This window comes from Reyranella sp. (assembly GCF_965229815.1).
Taxonomy (GTDB): Bacteria; Pseudomonadota; Alphaproteobacteria; order Reyranellales; family Reyranellaceae; genus Reyranella.
The window spans coordinates 2109046-2125222 of record NZ_CBDDJN010000006.1; the positions used below are offsets into that span (position 1 = coordinate 2109046).

At 68.8% G+C, this 16177-nt stretch carries 13 protein-coding genes; 9 read left to right on the plus strand and 4 right to left on the minus strand.

Annotated elements, in window-relative coordinates; all coding sequences use genetic code 11:
• Positions 1-85 precede the first annotated feature (85 nt).
• Entirely contained in the window at positions 86-568 is a 483-nt protein-coding gene (locus ACO073_RS21310; protein ID WP_422000083.1) for a TerB family tellurite resistance protein, read from the plus strand.
• A gap of 27 nt (positions 569-595) precedes the next feature.
• Here ACO073_RS21310 and ACO073_RS21315 read toward each other — a convergent pair whose 3' ends face one another.
• Together ACO073_RS21315 and ACO073_RS21320 are read right to left on the minus strand one after the other, a co-directional pair.
• Positions 596-2383 carry an acyl-CoA dehydrogenase C-terminal domain-containing protein gene (locus ACO073_RS21315; RefSeq protein ID WP_422000084.1) on the minus strand — a complete coding sequence of 596 codons (1788 nt, stop codon included), beginning with the start codon at positions 2381-2383 and terminating at the stop codon, positions 596-598.
• A gap of 25 nt (positions 2384-2408) precedes the next feature.
• A complete protein-coding gene (locus tag ACO073_RS21320; protein ID WP_422000085.1) occupies positions 2409-2861 on the minus strand; it encodes a MerR family transcriptional regulator in 453 nt (150 codons plus the stop codon).
• Between the two features lie 69 nt (positions 2862-2930).
• Between ACO073_RS21320 and ACO073_RS21325 the strand changes: the two genes are divergently transcribed.
• Genes ACO073_RS21325 through ACO073_RS21340 form a run of 4 tightly spaced genes read left to right on the plus strand, consistent with a single transcriptional unit; the run spans position 2931 to position 6547 of the window.
• Entirely contained in the window at positions 2931-3455 is a 525-nt protein-coding gene (locus ACO073_RS21325; protein WP_422000087.1) for a gamma carbonic anhydrase family protein, read from the plus strand.
• A 30-nt stretch (positions 3456-3485) separates the two neighbouring features.
• Positions 3486-4196, plus strand: coding sequence for a VOC family protein (locus ACO073_RS21330; RefSeq protein ID WP_422000089.1), 711 nt, complete (start codon positions 3486-3488; stop codon positions 4194-4196).
• Between the two features lie 6 nt (positions 4197-4202).
• On the plus strand, positions 4203-4946 hold the full coding sequence (locus tag ACO073_RS21335) for a DUF2272 domain-containing protein (RefSeq protein ID WP_422000090.1): 744 nt from the start codon (positions 4203-4205) through the stop codon (positions 4944-4946).
• Positions 4947-4957: 11 nt separating this feature from the next.
• Positions 4958-6547 carry a GMC family oxidoreductase gene (locus ACO073_RS21340; RefSeq protein WP_422000092.1) on the plus strand — a complete coding sequence of 530 codons (1590 nt, stop codon included), beginning with the start codon at positions 4958-4960 and terminating at the stop codon, positions 6545-6547.
• A 40-nt stretch (positions 6548-6587) separates the two neighbouring features.
• Here the strand turns inward: ACO073_RS21340 and ACO073_RS21345 are convergent, their stop codons facing one another.
• Entirely contained in the window at positions 6588-7394 is an 807-nt protein-coding gene (locus ACO073_RS21345) for a DUF2272 domain-containing protein (RefSeq protein WP_422000094.1), read from the minus strand.
• 69 nt (positions 7395-7463) lie between these two features.
• Between ACO073_RS21345 and ACO073_RS21350 the strand changes: the two genes are divergently transcribed.
• Positions 7464-8216, plus strand: coding sequence for a GNAT family N-acetyltransferase (locus tag ACO073_RS21350; RefSeq protein WP_422000096.1), 753 nt, complete (start codon positions 7464-7466; stop codon positions 8214-8216).
• A gap of 7 nt (positions 8217-8223) precedes the next feature.
• Here ACO073_RS21350 and ACO073_RS21355 read toward each other — a convergent pair whose 3' ends face one another.
• A complete protein-coding gene (locus ACO073_RS21355) occupies positions 8224-11919 on the minus strand; it encodes a hypothetical protein (protein ID WP_422000097.1) in 3696 nt (1231 codons plus the stop codon).
• A gap of 174 nt (positions 11920-12093) precedes the next feature.
• Here ACO073_RS21355 and ACO073_RS21360 point away from each other — a divergent pair, with 174 nt between their 5' ends.
• The 3 genes from ACO073_RS21360 to ggt all read left to right on the plus strand — a co-directional run bounded on the left by ACO073_RS21360 (position 12094) and on the right by ggt (position 16150).
• On the plus strand, positions 12094-13815 hold the full coding sequence (locus ACO073_RS21360; protein WP_422000098.1) for a long-chain-fatty-acid--CoA ligase: 1722 nt from the start codon (positions 12094-12096) through the stop codon (positions 13813-13815).
• Positions 13816-13937: 122 nt separating this feature from the next.
• A complete protein-coding gene (locus ACO073_RS21365) occupies positions 13938-14534 on the plus strand; it encodes a hypothetical protein (RefSeq protein ID WP_422000100.1) in 597 nt (198 codons plus the stop codon).
• A gap of 17 nt (positions 14535-14551) precedes the next feature.
• Positions 14552-16150: a gamma-glutamyltransferase gene (gene ggt, locus ACO073_RS21370; protein WP_422000101.1), complete on the plus strand. Its 1599-nt coding sequence runs from the start codon at positions 14552-14554 to the stop codon at positions 16148-16150.
• Positions 16151-16177: the final 27 nt, after the last annotated feature.

Below are 16177 nucleotides of genomic sequence, written 5' to 3' on the forward strand. Positions count from 1 at the left end.
TGCCCGCTGGGTAAGCACGGCTCCAGTGCCACCTGCCCGGCGATTCCGCGGTTTCATCGAGCGTCCCGACGCGCTAACAGCGGGCATGATCGACCGACTGCTGGACTTCCTGACCGGCCGCGCCGAGGCGACATCGGACGCGGGTGAGAGCAACCTCGAATCGGCCGTGGCTGCCCTGCTGATCGAGGCGGCCCGCATGGACGATGCGTTCGACGCCGGCGAGCGGACGGCCATCGAGCAGCTGCTCGCCCGGCACTTCGGTCTCGATGCCGCCGGCGTGCAGTCGCTCGTCGAGCGGGCCGAACGGGAGGTCCGGCGCTCGACCCAGTACTTCCCCTTCACGCGGGAGATCTGCCAGCGCGCGAGCGAGGCCGAGCGCCTGCAGATCATCGAGATGCTGTGGGCCGTCGCCTATTCCGACGGCACGCTCGATCCCGACGAGGACGCGCTCATCCGCCAGATCGCCGGCCTGATCCAGGTGTCGGATCAGGAGCGCGGCGCGGCGCGCCAGCGGGCGCTGGCCAAGCTGGCCGCGGCCACCCCGCCCTCCTGGGGGCCGCGGCAGTAGTCGGTCGGGGTCTCGGCCGGACCCTCGTCAGAACGCCTCGGCCGGCAGCGCCATCACGGTCGCCGCACCCGCCTTGATCTGGTGGTTGAGCGACGTCGTCTGCGGCAGCACGCGGGCGACGTAGAAGCGCGCCGTCGCGAGCTTGGCCTCGTAGAAGCCCTTGTCGCCGCCGTTGGCCAGGCCCTTGCGGGCGGCCACGACGATGCGGTTCCACATGTAGGTCATGGCGGTCAGCGCCATCAGGCGCAGCAGGTCGGTCGCCGCGGCGCCCGCCTCGTCGGGGTTCTTCATGGCGTTCTGCATCAGGTACAGCACGGCATCCTGGACGCGGCCCATCGCCTTCTCGAGCGGCTCGACGAACTCCTTCATCGCCTCGTCGCCCTTGTGCTGGGCGATGAAGCCCGAGATCTCGCCCAGCAGGCGCTGCGCCGCCTGCCCGCCCTTCATGGGCAGCTTGCGGCCGACCAGGTCGAGCGCCTGGATCCCGTTGGTGCCCTCGTAGAGCTGGGTGATGCGCGCGTCGCGCACCAGCTGCTCGACGCCGTTCTCGCGGATGAAGCCGTGGCCGCCATAGGTCTGCACGGCGAGGTTGGCGCATTCGCTGCCCATGTCGGTGAAGTACGCCTTGATGATCGGCGTCAGCATCTGGATCAGGTCGTCGGCGGCGGCGCGCTTCTCGGCGTCGGGATGGCGATGCGCCTCGTCGATCAGCATGCCGACCCACAGCGACAGCGCGCGGGCGGCCTCGGTGAACGACTTCTGGATCATCAGCATGCGCCGCACGTCGGGATGCACGATGATCGGATCGGCCGGGCCCGCGGCGTTCTTCGGGCCGGTCAGCGAGCGGCCCTGCAGGCGGTCGCGGGCGTAGGCGACGGCGCTCTGGTAGGCGGTCTCGGCGATGCCCAGACCCTGCATGCCGACGCCGAGGCGGGCCGCGTTCATCATCACGAACATCGCCGGCATGCCCTTGTTGAGCTCGCCGACCAGCCAGCCCTTGGCGCCGTCGAGGTTCATGACGCAGGTGGCGTTCGCCTTGATGCCCATCTTGTGCTCGAGCGCGCCGCAGCGGATGCCGTTGCGCTCGCCGATGCTGCCGTCGGCCTTGGGCACGAACTTCGGCACCAGGAACAGCGAGATGCCCTTGGTGCCGCCCGGCGCATCCGGCAGGCGCGCCAGCACGAGATGGATGATGTTCTCGGCAAGGTCGTGCTCGCCGGCCGAGATGAAGATCTTGGTGCCGGTGATCGAGTAGCTGCCGTCGGCCTGCGGCTCGGCCCTGGTGCGCAGCATGCCGAGGTCGGTGCCGCAATGGGGCTCGGTCAGGCACATCGTGCCCGTCCACGTCCCGTCGGTGAGCTTGGGCAGGTAGAGCTTCTTCAGCGCCTCCGAGCCGTGGCGCGACAGCGCCTCGTAGGCGCCGTGGCTGAGCCCCGGATACATGGCGAAGGCCTGGTTCGAGGCGGTGAACATCTCCTGCAGCGCGAAGCCCACCGTCGCCGGCAGGCCCTGGCCGCCGAACGCGGGATCGCAGGTCACGGCCGTCCAGCCGCCCTCGCGGAACATGTCATAGGCTTCCTTGAAGCCCTTGGGCGTGCGCACCACGCCGTTCTCGTAGGTGCAGCCTTCCTCGTCGCCCGAACGGTTGATCGGGAACAGCACGTTCTCACAGAGCTTGGCGGCCTCCTCGAGGATCGCCTGCACGACGTCGGGCGTGGCGTCCTCGTAGCCCGGCAGCCTGGCCAGGCTGGAAACGTCCAGCACTTCATTGAGGACGAAGTTGATGTCCTTGAGCGGGGCCTTGTAGACGGCCATCGGATCCTCCCTGGTGCTTCTAGTCTCAGTCGCTGTCCGGGTCGACGCCGCGCCGGCGCAGCTCGGCGCCGACATGGGACTCGACCTCCCGGAACTCGTTGATGTGGGCGTCGAGGTCGCGGCGCTTGCGCTCGAGGTCCGCGATGTGCATGCGGCTGCGGCGCAGCAGCTCCAGCAGTTGCTGCACGCCGGTGCGATCGACCTGGTAGAGGTCGAGCAGCTCGCGGATCTCGGCCAGCGCGAAACCCAGCCGCTTGCCGCGCAGGATCCACATCAGCCGGGTGCGGTCGCCGGCGCTGTAGAGCCGCGTCAGCCCCTGGCGCCGCGGCTTGATCAGCCCCTCGTCCTCGTAGAAGCGGATCGTGCGCGGGGTGATGGCGAACTCGCGCGACAATTCGGCGATGCTATAGATGCGCTGGCTGTCGCGGGACGCTGAGCTGGTGGCCGCGGCAGCGGCCGGCGGAACGGCGACGGTCATGATACGAAAGGACATAGTTGACGTTTACGTAAACGTCAATGAGAGTTTACGTAAACGGAAGGAAGCCCGATGGCCATCTACGCGTTCGGCGACAAGGTCCCCGTGATCCCCGCCTCCTGCTACATCTCGCCCGAGGCCACGATCATCGGCTCGGTCGTGCTGGGCGAGCGAGTCAACATCCTGCCGGGCGTCGTCCTGCGCGGCGACAACGACCCGATCGTGATCGGCGACGACAGCAACGTGCAGGACAATTCGGTGGTGCACACCGATCCGGGCGCGCCGGTCACCCTCGGCAAGGGCGTGACCATCGGCCATCAGGTCATGCTGCACGGCTGCACGATCGGCGACGGTACGCTGGTCGGCATCGCCGCGGTCGTGCTGAACCATGCCGTCATCGGCAAGGAATGCCTGGTCGGCGCCGGCGCCGTCGTCACCGAGGGAAAGTCCTTCGCCGACCGCTCGATGATCGTCGGCACGCCGGCCAAGGTGCTGCGCGAGGTGACGGAGGATCACGTCACGCGCCTGCGCATGAGCGCCGAGAGCTACATCCGCCGCGGCGCCCAGTACAAGACCGACCTGAAGCGCATCGGCTGACCGCGGCGTCCCGCGACGAGCGACGATCGCATGATCGACTTCCTGGACCACCTCGCCCTTGCCGGCCCGGTCGCGGACTACGAGACCCTGCTCGGCCGCCGGGCCGTCGACGGCCGGCTGCAGGCCGGCAATGTCGGCCTGACGTTCGGCGCGGCCGGCGCGCCGCTCTCGTCGATGGTCTTCGCCACGGCCTCGCTCGACCGGGCCGAACGGCTGCTCGGGCGACGCGGCGTGGCGACGACCCGCGGCCGGCAGCTCGAGCTCGCGGCGGCGGCCACGCACGGCGTGCCGATCGCGCTGGTCGAGCGGGCGGCCGCGCCGCCGCCGTCGCCCCTTCTCGCCGACGAGGCGTCCGCCGTCTCAGGCCTCGATCATGTCGTCATCCGCTCGCCCCATCCCGAGCGGGCCATCGCCTTCTATGCCGGCCGGCTCGGCCTCGACCTCCGACTCGACCGCGGCAATCCCGCCTGGGGCGCGCGGCTCCTGTTCTTCCGCTGCGGCGACCTGGTCGTCGAGATCGCGCACGACCTCGAGGCCGGCATCTCCGACGCACCCGACACGCTGTGGGGGCTGTCGTGGCGCGTGCCGGCGATCGCCGCGGCGCACGCGCGCCTCAAGGCGGCCGGCCTCGACGTTTCCGCGCCGCGCGCCGGCCGGCGCCCGGGCACCGAAGTCTTCGGCGTGTCGAACGGCACTGCCGGCGTGCCGACCCTGGTGATCGCCGGCGCGGCGCGCTGGTAGGCCTCGATGCGTCGGATGCTGGCGCTGCTCGGCCTTGCCGCCGCGGCCTGCTCTCCGGTCGAGCCGCCGGCATCGCGCGCGCCCGCGCCGCTGCCGCCGCTCGGCCCCTGCCCGCCTTCTTCCTGGACGCCCGCGGCGCCGCCGCCCGCCGCCAGCGCCAGGGTCTCGATGGTGCTGCTGGCCGTCGGCGAATGGGCGCGCTTCGGCCGCCAGACGGTCGTGCACGCCAGCGACGCGCCGCCGCGGATCGAGGTGCGCGGCCTGAGCGAGCGCGAGGCGCCGGCGCGGATCGGCGACTACTGGGCGAGCGTCGGCCTTCCCGACAAGACCGGCCGCGACGACATTCCCTGGTCAGCGGCCTTCGTCTCGTGGGACATCGCCACCGCCGGCGTCCCGCGCGACCAGTTCTGTCCCGACGCGCGTCACACGATCTACGTCGAGCGACTGGTCGGCCGCGCCCGCCGCGCGGGGCCGGCCTTCGTGCCGCGCCGGCCCGACCAGCGCGCGCCGCAGGTTGGCGACCTGATCTGCGCCGTCCGCAGCGGCGGCACGACCACGCTCGACAACCTCGACCGCGGTCCCGGCCATTGCGACATCGTCGTCGAGCGCAAGCCCGGCTGGGTGGCGGCGATCGGCGGCAACGTCGACGATTCGGTCACCCGCAGCGTCTTTCCACTGGACGACCGTGGATTTTTGTCGCCCATTTCCGGCCGGCCGATTTTCACCGTCATTGAAAACAGATTGCCTTAGGTAGAGCGAGAATGTCCTGGCCGTACGACTACATCATCATCGGTGCCGGCTCGGCCGGCTGTGCCATCGCCAATCGTCTCGCCGAAGACTATGCCCTCCGCATCCTGGTCCTCGAGGCCGGCCCGCCCGATGCTTCCTTCAAGCTCCGGATGCCGGCCGGCTTCGCCAGCCTGGGCGAGAACTCGCCCTACAACTGGCGCTACGAGACGACGCCGCAGAAGCATTGCAACGACCGCCGCATGTACTGGCCGCGCGGGAAGACGCTGGGCGGCTCCTCGTCGATCAACGCCATGCTCTACGTCCGCGGCCATGCCAGCGACTACGACCACTGGCGCCAGCTCGGCAACGAGGGCTGGAGCTGGCAGGACGTGCTGCCCTACTTCAAGAAGGCCGAGAACAACGAGCGCGGGCCGACCGACCTGCACGGCGTCGAGGGGCCGCTCAACGTCGCCGACCAGGCCGAGCCGCTGCACATCAACGAGGCGTTCTTCCATGCCTGCGGCGAGGCCGGCTACCAGCGCAACGACGATTTCAACGGCCCCCGACAGGAAGGCGTCGGCTACTACCAGGTGACGCAGAGGGACCGCCAGCGCTGGAGCGCCGCCAGCGCCTACCTGCGGCCCGCCGTCGAGCGCAACCGCAACAACGTCCATGTCATCACCGACGCGCTGGTCGAGCGCATCATCCTCGACCAGAACCGCGCCATGGGGGTGCGCTACGTGGTGAACGGGCAGGACGAGGTCGCGCGCTGCAGCCGGGAGATCCTGCTGTGCGGCGGCGCGGTGAACTCGCCCCAGCTCCTGATGCTGTCCGGCATCGGGCCGGCCGAGCACCTGAAGTCGCTGGGCATCCGGCCGCTGCATGACCTGCCGGGCGTCGGCGGCAACCTGCAGGACCATCTCGACGTGTCGCTGATGCAGTTCTGCAAGACCCGCGACACCTACGACCGCGCCAACCCGCTGATGGCGCTGTACCGCTACTGGAAGGACAAGAAGGGCCCGGGCGCGTCGCCGATCGCCGAATCCGGCGGCTTCCTGCGCAGCCGTCCCGAGCTCGAGGCGCCCGACATCCAGCTCCACTTCCTGCCGGTGCTGGTGGTCGATCACGGCCGCGTCCGCCTGAAGCGCAACGGCTACAGCCTGCACGTCTGCAAGCTGCGGCCGGACAGCCGCGGCACGATCCGCCTGAAGAGCAGCGATCCCCGGGAGCATCCGCTGATCGACGCCAACTACCTGGCCGAGCGCAGCGATCTCGAGACCCTGGTCGAAGGCGTGAAGATCGGCCGCCGGATCCTGGCCGGCTCGGCCTTCGTGCCCTACCGCGACGACGAGTTCCAGCCCGGCGACGGCGTGCAGAGCGACGCCGAGATCGAGCAGTGGGTGCGCGGCCACTGCGAGACGATCTATCACCCGGTCGGCAGCTGCAAGATGGGCCCCGATTCGGATCCGATGGCCGTGGTCGACAATCGCTGCCGCGTGCGCGGCCTCGAAGGCCTGCGCGTGGTCGACGCCTCGGTGATGCCGACGCTGGTCGGCGGCAACACAAACGCGCCCACCATCATGATCGCCGAGCGCGTCGCGGCGTTCATGCAGGAGCCGTAGAGCTCTTTCTGTCGTCCTGACAGGAGGCGTTCGCCTCCCGTCAGACGCGCTTCTCGACCACCATGAACCAGGTCTTGCCGGGGACCGGCCGCAGCCGGCCCCGGCTGTCCACCGGATAGAGGCTCATCGAGACGCTGTCCTTCACGTTGCCGCCGACCGCCTGCACGAAGCCGCCGCGCACGTCGGTGACGATGTCGCAATGGCTCGCCGTATGGTCGATCCGACGGCGCGCCGTGCGCGAATCGGCATGGCGCCAGGTCGGGCCGGCCGAGCCGGTGCAGACGAGGTCGCCGGGCCGCGGCGAGTATTCATTGGGCGCGTGCAGGACGAAGGCGGGCCGGCCGCCGATCCGCTGCCGGTCGTAGAGCGTGGCGAGATAGCCGCCGTGGCGGCCGTCGCGCGGGAACTCCTTGGCGCTGATGTCCGAGTGGCTCATGACCCAGGTGACGAACGCGCCCGACCAGGGCTTGCTGGTGCGGCCGTTCCAGCTCGGATGGCCGCAGCTGCCCCAGTAGTCGCCGATCTTGCTCGACAGCGGCTCGCTGCGCTCGCTCACGCCGCGGCGATTGACGTAGCCGCCCGCCTGCCCGCCATAGACGACGGTCGAGCGGCCGAAGCGCGTCCATTCCTGCCAGGCCGTGAGCGCGACGCGGTCGGACGGCGGCCGGTCGGCATAGCCGCCGCTGCCGCTGCTGCCACCGCCGCAGCCGGAGAGAAGCGACGCCAGGAGAAGGACGAGGACGAACGGAAGGATCGCTGGCAGCCTGCCGTCGGCCCCGTGGGAGGAACGGGAACCCGCCGGCTGCCAGCAAGCACGAACGTCGACGAAGGGGCGGTCGATATTCATGTGCGACTTGCAGGATGACAAATAAACGCTTGTTATTGATTGGCTTTAACCTAACACGTCCGGTGCACAATGTCACGGCCCACAGACCTCGATTCCGTTCGGCTCCTGGAGGAACGGGCGTTCGCTGCCTGGCCCGCCCTGGAGACGGTCGACCGGCGGGGCTGGCGTTCACGTTTTGCTGGAGGTTATACGAAAAGAGCCAATTCTATCAACGCATTATCGTATGAACCTGAAGTTGATGACGAGCTGATCGCCAGCCTCGAGAAGGCCTACCGCGACCGCGGTCAGACCCCGGTCTGGCGCCTCACCCCGCTGGCGCCGGCGGGCTTCGAGGCTCTCCTGGACGACCGCGGCTACCGCTCCATCGACCCCAGCCTGGTCCAGGTCTGTCCCCTCGCGGCGACCTTCGCCGCGGACCCGGAGGTGACGATCGGCGAGCAGCCGAGCGAGGCCTGGATCGAGGCCTTCGCCACCTGGAGCCCGGTGCGGCCCGAGCATCGTCCCGTGATGCGCCGCATGCTGGCCGCGATCGCCGCGCCGGTCGGCTTCGCCTTCGTCGAGGAGGCCGGCCGGGCGATGGCCATGGCGATCGGCGTCGTCGACGGCGACCATATGGGCCTGTTCGACGTGCTGGTGATGCCGCATGCCCGCCGCCGCGGCCTGGCGCGCCGGGTCACCGAGAGCCTCTACGCCTGGGCGTGGGCCCGCGGCGCCCGCTTCGCCTACCTCCAGGTCGTCGCGTCCAACGAGGCGGCCCTGCCGCTCTACGCCGCCCAGGGCTTTCGGACCGTGTACCGCTACGCCTATCGGGTGCCGGCGTGACGATCGCTCACGCGTTCTGCAGCGTGAGCTTCATCACGAGGTCGTTGTAGTCGAAGTCGCTGTGTTGGTCGGCACGCAGGTCCTCGAAGCCGAACGTGTTCTCGCCGTACATGCGGATATGGTCGCGACCGTCGACGTTGGCATTGCCGATGACGAAGATGTCGCCCGACTGGGTGACCAGGACCGGAGCGTAGAAGCCGGTCCCCGACGAGGCCGTCCAGGCGACCTCGCCGTGGAAGGTGCCGCCTCCCCCGGTCGAGGCGATGCCGGGATCCCAGTTGGCCTGCACCGCCGCCCGGAAGGCATCGGTGTTGCCGTAGGCGACGCCGCCGACGCTCCAGTTGCCGGCGCCGTCGACGTCGAGATGGACCATGTGGATCGTGTTGGTGTTCTGGGCGCTGCCCGCCACCTCGATCGTCGCCTGCTGGCCCTGGTTCAGGAATAGCCAGGGCTGGTCGTATTCGCGCTGGCTCCCCGCCAGGGTCGCGGCCGACGACAGCGTATTGTCGACATGGGCCGTCAGGTTGAGCGTGCCGAAGGTGCCGTCGACCTTCACCGCCAGCGAATCACTGCCCGTGACCGCGACGCTCGGCAGCAGCTGGATCGTCCCGTCGCCCGTCTGGACGGCGAAATGCAGCTGGTGCCCGACCGGCAGGTAGACCGACTGGCCGCCGTGGAAGAGGAACGCGCCGCCGTCCGAGGCCACCGCGCCGATGCGGGCGAGCACCGCCTCGCCGAAGGTCACCCCGGTGCCGGTCTCCCCGTCGCGTCCCACGAGGTTGCCGTCGAGATCGGTCAGGTAAACGAGCAGCGTGCCGTTGGGCATGCTCGAGCCGACCGTGTCCATGCGAATCCAGTTGCCGCCCGCCGCGCCGCTGGCGCCGTCGAGCTGGATGACGCTGCCGTTCGAGTGCGCAAAGGCCAGGGTGGGAATGTCGACGGTGAAGGTGAGCGGCGAGCTGGCGTTGGCGACCGGCGTCTTGAACGTCGTGTCGCCGGACAGATACTCCGTCATCGTCGCGGTATAGGTGCCGTTGCCGAACTGGCTGGCGGCCGTGACCCACTTGCCGTCGATGTCGGCGTGGGCGGAGATCGCGTTGTGGGCGGTTCCCGTGAAGGTGATCAGCGCCACGTCGAGGCCGCTCACCTTGTTGGTGTAGCTGCCGATGACCTGGATGGCGCCGCCGGCATGGGCCGCGTTGTACCCTACCCAGTTCATGTCCGAGCCCATCCAGCCGATCGCCAGGTTGCCGGCCGTCACGGCTCCGAGCGCGGCCGCCGTATTGGCGGTGGTGTAGTTCTCCGAACCGCCCCAGTTGGTGAAGGTGTCCCCGGACAGGGTTCCCAGGACCGGCGCCAGGGGCTTGGGCCAGGTCGCGCTGTTGGTGCTGTTCGTTATCACCGAGGCATCGGTGATCAGCGTCATGAGGTTGGGATCCATCGACAGCGTGCCGCCGTTGAAGGCCGCGATGGTCAGGCTGGTCGTGTACTGCTGCGTCGCCGGCAGCGTGGCCGCCGGGATCTGGGCCAGCCCGTCGAGGGCCAGCGACCCCGACTGATCGACGCCACCCTGGTCGTAGTAGGGATTGAGCAGGCCCGTCCCCGCCACGGCGTCGGCGTAGAGGTTGAAGGTGCGGGTGGCCGTGCCGTTCGAGATCTGGATCTGGTACCAGTTGATGCCGGTATCGTAGGGCAGGCCGTTGAGCTGCAGGATCGAGCCGGACGGACTCGCCCCGCCGCCCGCCGTGAAGGCGCCGTTGCCGTAGACCCAGGTCTGGTAGAGGCTCTCGGTGCTCGACGACGGGACCGTCACATAGTCGAACTGGGCGAGCCCGTTGCTGGTGCCCGTGTAGAAGCCCACCTTGACCGTCGACGAGGGATCGGGGCGCATCTGGCCGAGGCCCAGGCTCACGACCAGGCTGAGGTTCGGCGCGCCGGTCGACGACTGCGGCGCCACGAACGGCCCGCTGCTGGTGTCGTAGATCGCCGTCGGCGTGTAGCCCTGATGCTGGGCCAGTGTCTGGCCGCCGGCCGCCGCCTCGTTGTCGTCGAACAGCGTCAGCGTGATGGCCTGCACGTCCTTCTGGTAGATGACGGCGCTGCCGCCGCCGGTCGTCGTGGACGTGGCCTTGACGCTGGCTCCCGCCGAGAACGTGTAGGTGCCGGCGCCGCCGTTCACGCCGGTGATGCTGAACGTGCCGTTGAGATTGAGCCCGCCGACCGTGGCCACGTTGCTGAAGGTGACGAGGTCGCCGGCCTGGTAGGTCGAGGCACCGGGATCGGTCACGGTCACCACGTTCGAGTTCACCGTCACCGAGAACGGATTGGCGCCCAGCGTGTCGCTGTAGCCGGTGGCGATCAGCGGCCCGCCCTGCTGGAACAGGCTCATCAGCGCGTCGGAATAGCCGTTGCCGTAGGAATTCGTGTGCTGGAAGAAGATCTCGGCAAAGGGGTCGTAGGAGACGCCGGCGCCGTAGGTCGCCTGGCTCCATGTCCACGGCGTGACGGCGCCCGGCTGGCCGGACGCGGCCTGTCCGCCGAAGGCGAAGGTGGGATCGAAGTTCCAGTTCTCGCTGAGGCTGATCGCCTGCGAGCCCAGCAGCGAATTCTGCGGCGTCGCCGTGCCGCCGAGATAGCCGCCGATGAACCCGGTGAGCAGCTTTACGAAGAAGGCGCCCCACTCGTTGTTGGCGCCGGTGTTCATGTCGGTGCCGTACTGGACCGTGCCGCCGCTGTAGGAGCTGAACTGGTACGGGGTGCCGTCGGGCGCGGTGACCGTGGCGTTGCCCAGCGTCGAGTAGATGCTGTTGGCCAGGTCGGCGGTCGAGATGCTGATCGTGCCCTGGATCTGGCTGTTCGCCGCCGGCGTGAAGACGTAGGTCCCGCTCGTGCCGGTGCCCGGCTGGTAGGTCAGCGTGTACGAGTAGAAGCCCGGATTGTGATATTCGAGGTACTGGTAGGCGGCGCCGTTGTAGGTGGTCCATTCGACGCTCGGCGCGCCGTTGAAGTAGCCCGCGATCCGCACGCCGCTGGCACCGCTGGCGCCGAGCGATTCCACGTAGCCGTTCCAGTCGCTGGCCGAGGGGCCCGGCAGGGAGTTCGACACGGCGGTCGCCGGCGACGCCGCCATGCGGTAGTGACCGGCGACGGCCAGCGGTCCCTGCGAATAGGCGTAGAGCAGCGAGCTGCTGACGTTCGTGTCGATGTCGGAGAAGACGCTGGCGCCGTTCACGGCGTAGCCGCGCGTCTGCGCCGTGGCGCCGTTGGGATAGGTCACCGCCACCGACATCGGGATGCCGAAGCCGTTGACGTCGGTGAGATTCCCGGCGTCGCCGGCCAGCCCCAGCAGCGACACCTCGAAGCTGTCGTAGCGGAAGTCGAGCGCGGTGGCGCTGGTCCAGCTTACGTCGGATTCCTGGGTGATCGTGTTGCCGGATCCGAACGTGAGCGGCGCGATGGGCGTGGCCGCGCCGGGATCGACGCTCTGGATGATCAGGTAGAGCTTGCCGCCGTTCAGCGGCTCGTCGAGGGTGATCGGCGTCGACGCTGCCACGACCTGCGACGTGCCGTTCCAGCCGGCGAGCTGGTACGAGTCCTCGTAGGCCCCGGTCTGGCCGTTGAACAGCACGGCCCATGCGTAGACGTTCTGCTGGTTCAGCGTGCCCTGCAGGGTCGCGCTGAGATTGACGGTCAAAGTTGCCACGGACGCCCCAAGCAAATCTCGTCGCCCGACGGGTCTGCGGCCCCGAAAGCGACGATCCGAAACTCCCCGCCCGGATCATATCTCAGTGAGCGCCGCGATCACAGGCTCCGTGGTCGCAGCATCGCTTGACCCCTTGCCCCGCCTCCCCCGATAGTCGCCGCGGGAGGAACCGAAATGGCCGACTATCCTTGGGTGAAGAGCTACCCGCCCGGCGTCGCGTGGGAGCTCGACATTCCCCGCAAGACGATCCACCAGATCTTCGAGGACAGCTGCGCCCAGTACGGCGACCGGCCCTTCACCGACTTCCTCGACAAGGTCATGACCTTCCGCGACTACAAGGAGGCGTCGGACCGCGCTGCCGCGGGCTTCCAGAAGCTGGGCGTCAAGCCCGGCGTCAATGTCGGCCTCTACCTGCCCAACACGCCGCACTACCTGATCGCCTTCTTCGGCATCCTGAAGGCCGGCGGCCGGGTGGTGAACTACAGCCCCCTCGACGCCGCGCGCGAGCTCGAGTTCAAGATCGGCGATTCGGAGACCGACATCCTCGTCACGCTCGACGTGACGGCGCTCTACCCGAAGATGGCGGCGATGAAGGGCAAGACGCGGCTGCGCAAGCTGATCGTCGGCTCGATCGCCGACTATCTTCCGTGGCCCAAGAACTGGCTCTATCCGCTGGCCAAGAAGAAGGAGATCTCCGCCTGGCCGCGCGACGACTGGCACATGTCGTTCAAGGACCTGCTGGCCAACGACGGCAGGTACACGTCCCATCCGGCAGGCGAGGACCTGTGGGACGAGGTCGCGCTGCTGCAGTACACCGGCGGCACGACCGGCGTGCCGAAGGCTGCCATGCTGACCCACGGCTGCGTCGTGGCGGCCATGAGCCAGGGCCAGGCCTGGACAACGCCCTACACGACCCCGGGCACCGAGAAGGTCGTCTGCGTCCTGCCGCTGTTCCACATCTACGCGCTGTCGGGAATCATGCTGGGCGCGGTGCGCAACGGCAACCAGCTGATCCTCTATCCGCGGCCCGACATCGACATGATCGTGAAGGACCTCGCGACCAAGAAGCCGACCTTCCTGCCCGGCGTGCCCACCCTCTACACCGCGATCAACAAGCATCCCAAGGCGCAGGGCCTCGACCTGAAGTCGCTCAAGATCTGCATGTCCGGCGGCGCGCCGCTGCCGGTCGAGGTGCAGCAGGCCTTCGAGAAGCTGACCGGAGCCACCCTGATCGAGGGCTACGGGCTGACCGAGACCTCGCCGACCGGCGCCATCTGCCCGATCGACAAGAGCGTGCGCCGGCTGGGCTCGTGCGGCGTGCCGATGCCGGGAACCGTCATCGAGATCCGCGACATGGACGACGGCGACCGCGTCCTCCCGCCCGGCAAGGAGCATGTCGGCGAGGTCTGCATCATCGGCCCGCAGGTCATGAAGGGCTACTGGAAGAAGCCGGAGGAGACCGACAAGGTCCTGTTCAGCCATCCCGGCAGCAACTGGAAGGGACTGCGCACCGGCGACATGGGCTACATGGACGCCGACGGCTGGCTGTTCCTGGTCGACCGTTCCAAGGACCTCATCCTGTCGTCGGGCTACAACGTCTACCCGCGCATGATCGAGGAGGCGATCTACGAGCATCCTTCGGTCGACGAGTGCATCGTCATCGGCATCCCGGATCCCTACCGGCAGGAGGCTCCCAAGGCCTTCGTCAAGCTGAAGCCCGGCGCCTCGCTCACCTTCGAGGAGCTGCTGAAGCACCTCAACGGCAAGATCGGCAAGCACGAGATGCCGGTGGCGCTCGAGATCCGGCCCGAGCTGCCCAAGACGCCGGTCGGCAAGCTTTCCAAGAAGGAGCTGAAGGAGGAGGAGCGCGCCAAGGCCCAGGCCAAGGCGGCGTGACCATTCTCTTCTTTCTTATTCCTCTCCCCCGCTTGGGGGAGAGGTTAGGAGAGGGGGTTGCACGGGCCGTCGAAGCCCCCTCTCCTAGCCTCTCCCCCAAGCGGGGGAGAGGAACATGAATCATGAGCGTTTCCCGTCGCGTACCCCTCCTCGGCATCCCCTCCGTCGCGCTCGCCGGCTGCTTCGACAGGCCGTGCGAGGAGCGCAATCCGGCGCAGAAGGCTTTCCTCGACGGGCTCTCGTCGCTGGCCAAGCCGGCGCTGGCCTCGGGCAACCCGCTGCAGATCGAGGAAGCCGCCCGCCGGAGCGTCGCCCTCGCCGACAAGGTCGGTGCCTTCTCCGACTGGTGCGGCACCCTCACCGCCATCGAGGGCACCGCCGACAAGGCGACCGTCACGGTCGACATCGGCCGCCAGGTTTCGCTCTACGCGTTCAACGACTGGACGCTGGCCTTCGCGGGCTCGGTTCTCGACCTCTTTTCGTCGCGATCGCGGCCCCCGCCGCCGCCGGGCCTTTCCGACGCCGCCGTGGCGGCGCTAAAAACCCTGGGGCTCGGCCAGCGCGTGTCGCTGTCGGGGCGCATGGGCGAGATCGCCGGCTCCGGCGTGTTCGATCTTTCCCGCCTGTTCGGCAAGAGCGAGGCCGAGCATCGCCAGTTCCTGAAGACGCCGCGGTTCGTCGCGCGCATCGAGGCGCTGGCGGTGGAGCGGAAGCAGTAGAGTAGAAAGGACCCGAAGTGCCGTCTTTCACGTACGATTTTCCCTACCCGTCGCGGAAGCTTCCGGTCTTCGCGTCCAACGTCGTCGCCTCCTCCCAGCATCTCGCCGCCACCGCCGGCCTGCGCATGCTGGCCAGGGGCGGCAACGCGGTCGATGCCGCGATCGCCAGCGCCATCGCCATCACGGTCGTCGAGCCGACCATGAACGGCATCGGCGCCGACGCCTTCTGCATCCTGTGGGACGGAACCAAGCTCGTGGGGCTGAATGCCTCGGGCCATTCGCCGGCGCTGATGACGCCCGACAAGTATGCCGGCCAGGCCGCCATGCCGAGCACCGGCTGGGGCAGCGTCACCACACCGGGCGCCGTGTCGCTGTGGATGGAGCTGCACAAGCGCTACGGCAAGCTGCCCTTCGCCGACCTGTTCGAGCCCGGCATCAAGTACGCCGCCGACGGCTGGCGCGTCTCCTACATGGTGGCCCGCCAGTGGGAGCGCGCCATCGACCGGCTCAAGGGCCAGGAGAGCTGGGTCAAGGCCTTCCTGCCCAACGGCCGGGCGCCCAGGCCCGGCGAGATCTGGAAGTTCCCCGACCAGGCGCGGACGCTCACGAAGATCGCCGAGACCAAGGGCGAGGCCTTCTATCGCGGCGAGCTCGCCGAGGCGATGGACCGCTACGCGCGCGAGACCGGCGGCGCGCTGCGCAAGGAGGATCTCGCCAACCACAAGGCCGACTGGGTCGATCCGATCGGCCTCACCTACCGCGGCACGACGCTGCACGAGATCCCGCCCTCGGGCCAGGGCATCGCCGCCTGCATGGCGCTCGGCATCCTCGAGAACTTCGACCTTGCCGGCCACGAGGCCGACGGGCCCGAGGTGGCGCATCTGCGCATCGAGGCGATGAAGCTCGCCTTCGCCGACATCTGGCGCTACGTCGCCGATCCGCGCTTCATGGAGGTGACGCCGGCGCAGATGCTGGACAAGCACTACCTCAAGAGCCGCGCCAAGCTGATCGATCCCAAGAAGGCCCAGCAGTTCGGCCCGGGCACGCCCCGCGACGGCGGCACGATCTATCTCGGCGCCGCCGACGAGCAGGGCATGATGGTGTCGCTGATCCAGTCCAACTACACCGGCTTCGGCTCGGGCATCGTGCCGCCCGGCACGGGCATCGCGCTTCAGAACCGCGCCACCGGCTTCGTCACGACCAAGGGCCATCCCAACGAGGTCGGCCCGGGCAAGCGGCCCTTCCACACGATCATCCCCGCCTTCATCACCAAGGACGGCAAGCCGGTCGCGACCTTCGGCCTGATGGGCGGCGCGATGCAGCCGCAGGGCCACATGCAGGTCTTCTCGCGCATCGTGGACTACGGCCAGAACCCGCAGGCCGCCATCGACGGCCCGCGCTGGCGCGTCCACGAGAGCGACGGCACGGTCTGGACCGAGGACCACATGCCGGCCGACACGCTGAGCGGCCTCGAGGCCAAGGGCCACAGGCTCACGCGCACGAAATGGCCGAGCTTCGACTTCGGCTCCAGCCAGATCATCTGGCGCTACCCCGAGGGCGGCCCCTACCTCGGCGCCTCCGAAAGCCGCCGCGACGGCGCCGCCGTCGGATTCTGATTTGTCTACAGCGCCCCTCGAGTTCCT

Coding starts and splice junctions, on each gene's coding strand:
- ACO073_RS21315 (WP_422000084.1), bottom strand. CDS start 2,383: ATGGCCGTCTACAAGGCCCCGCTCAAGGACATCAACTTCGTCCTCAAT.
- ACO073_RS21350 (WP_422000096.1), top strand. CDS start 7,464: ATGTCACGGCCCACAGACCTCGATTCCGTTCGGCTCCTGGAGGAACGG.
- ACO073_RS21310 (WP_422000083.1), top strand. CDS start 86: ATGATCGACCGACTGCTGGACTTCCTGACCGGCCGCGCCGAGGCGACA.
- ACO073_RS21335 (WP_422000090.1), top strand. CDS start 4,203: ATGCGTCGGATGCTGGCGCTGCTCGGCCTTGCCGCCGCGGCCTGCTCT.
- ACO073_RS21325 (WP_422000087.1), top strand. CDS start 2,931: ATGGCCATCTACGCGTTCGGCGACAAGGTCCCCGTGATCCCCGCCTCC.
- ACO073_RS21330 (WP_422000089.1), top strand. CDS start 3,486: ATGATCGACTTCCTGGACCACCTCGCCCTTGCCGGCCCGGTCGCGGAC.
- ACO073_RS21345 (WP_422000094.1), bottom strand. CDS start 7,394: ATGAATATCGACCGCCCCTTCGTCGACGTTCGTGCTTGCTGGCAGCCG.
- ACO073_RS21360 (WP_422000098.1), top strand. CDS start 12,094: ATGGCCGACTATCCTTGGGTGAAGAGCTACCCGCCCGGCGTCGCGTGG.
- ACO073_RS21340 (WP_422000092.1), top strand. CDS start 4,958: ATGTCCTGGCCGTACGACTACATCATCATCGGTGCCGGCTCGGCCGGC.
- ACO073_RS21320 (WP_422000085.1), bottom strand. CDS start 2,861: ATGACCGTCGCCGTTCCGCCGGCCGCTGCCGCGGCCACCAGCTCAGCG.
- ACO073_RS21365 (WP_422000100.1), top strand. CDS start 13,938: ATGAGCGTTTCCCGTCGCGTACCCCTCCTCGGCATCCCCTCCGTCGCG.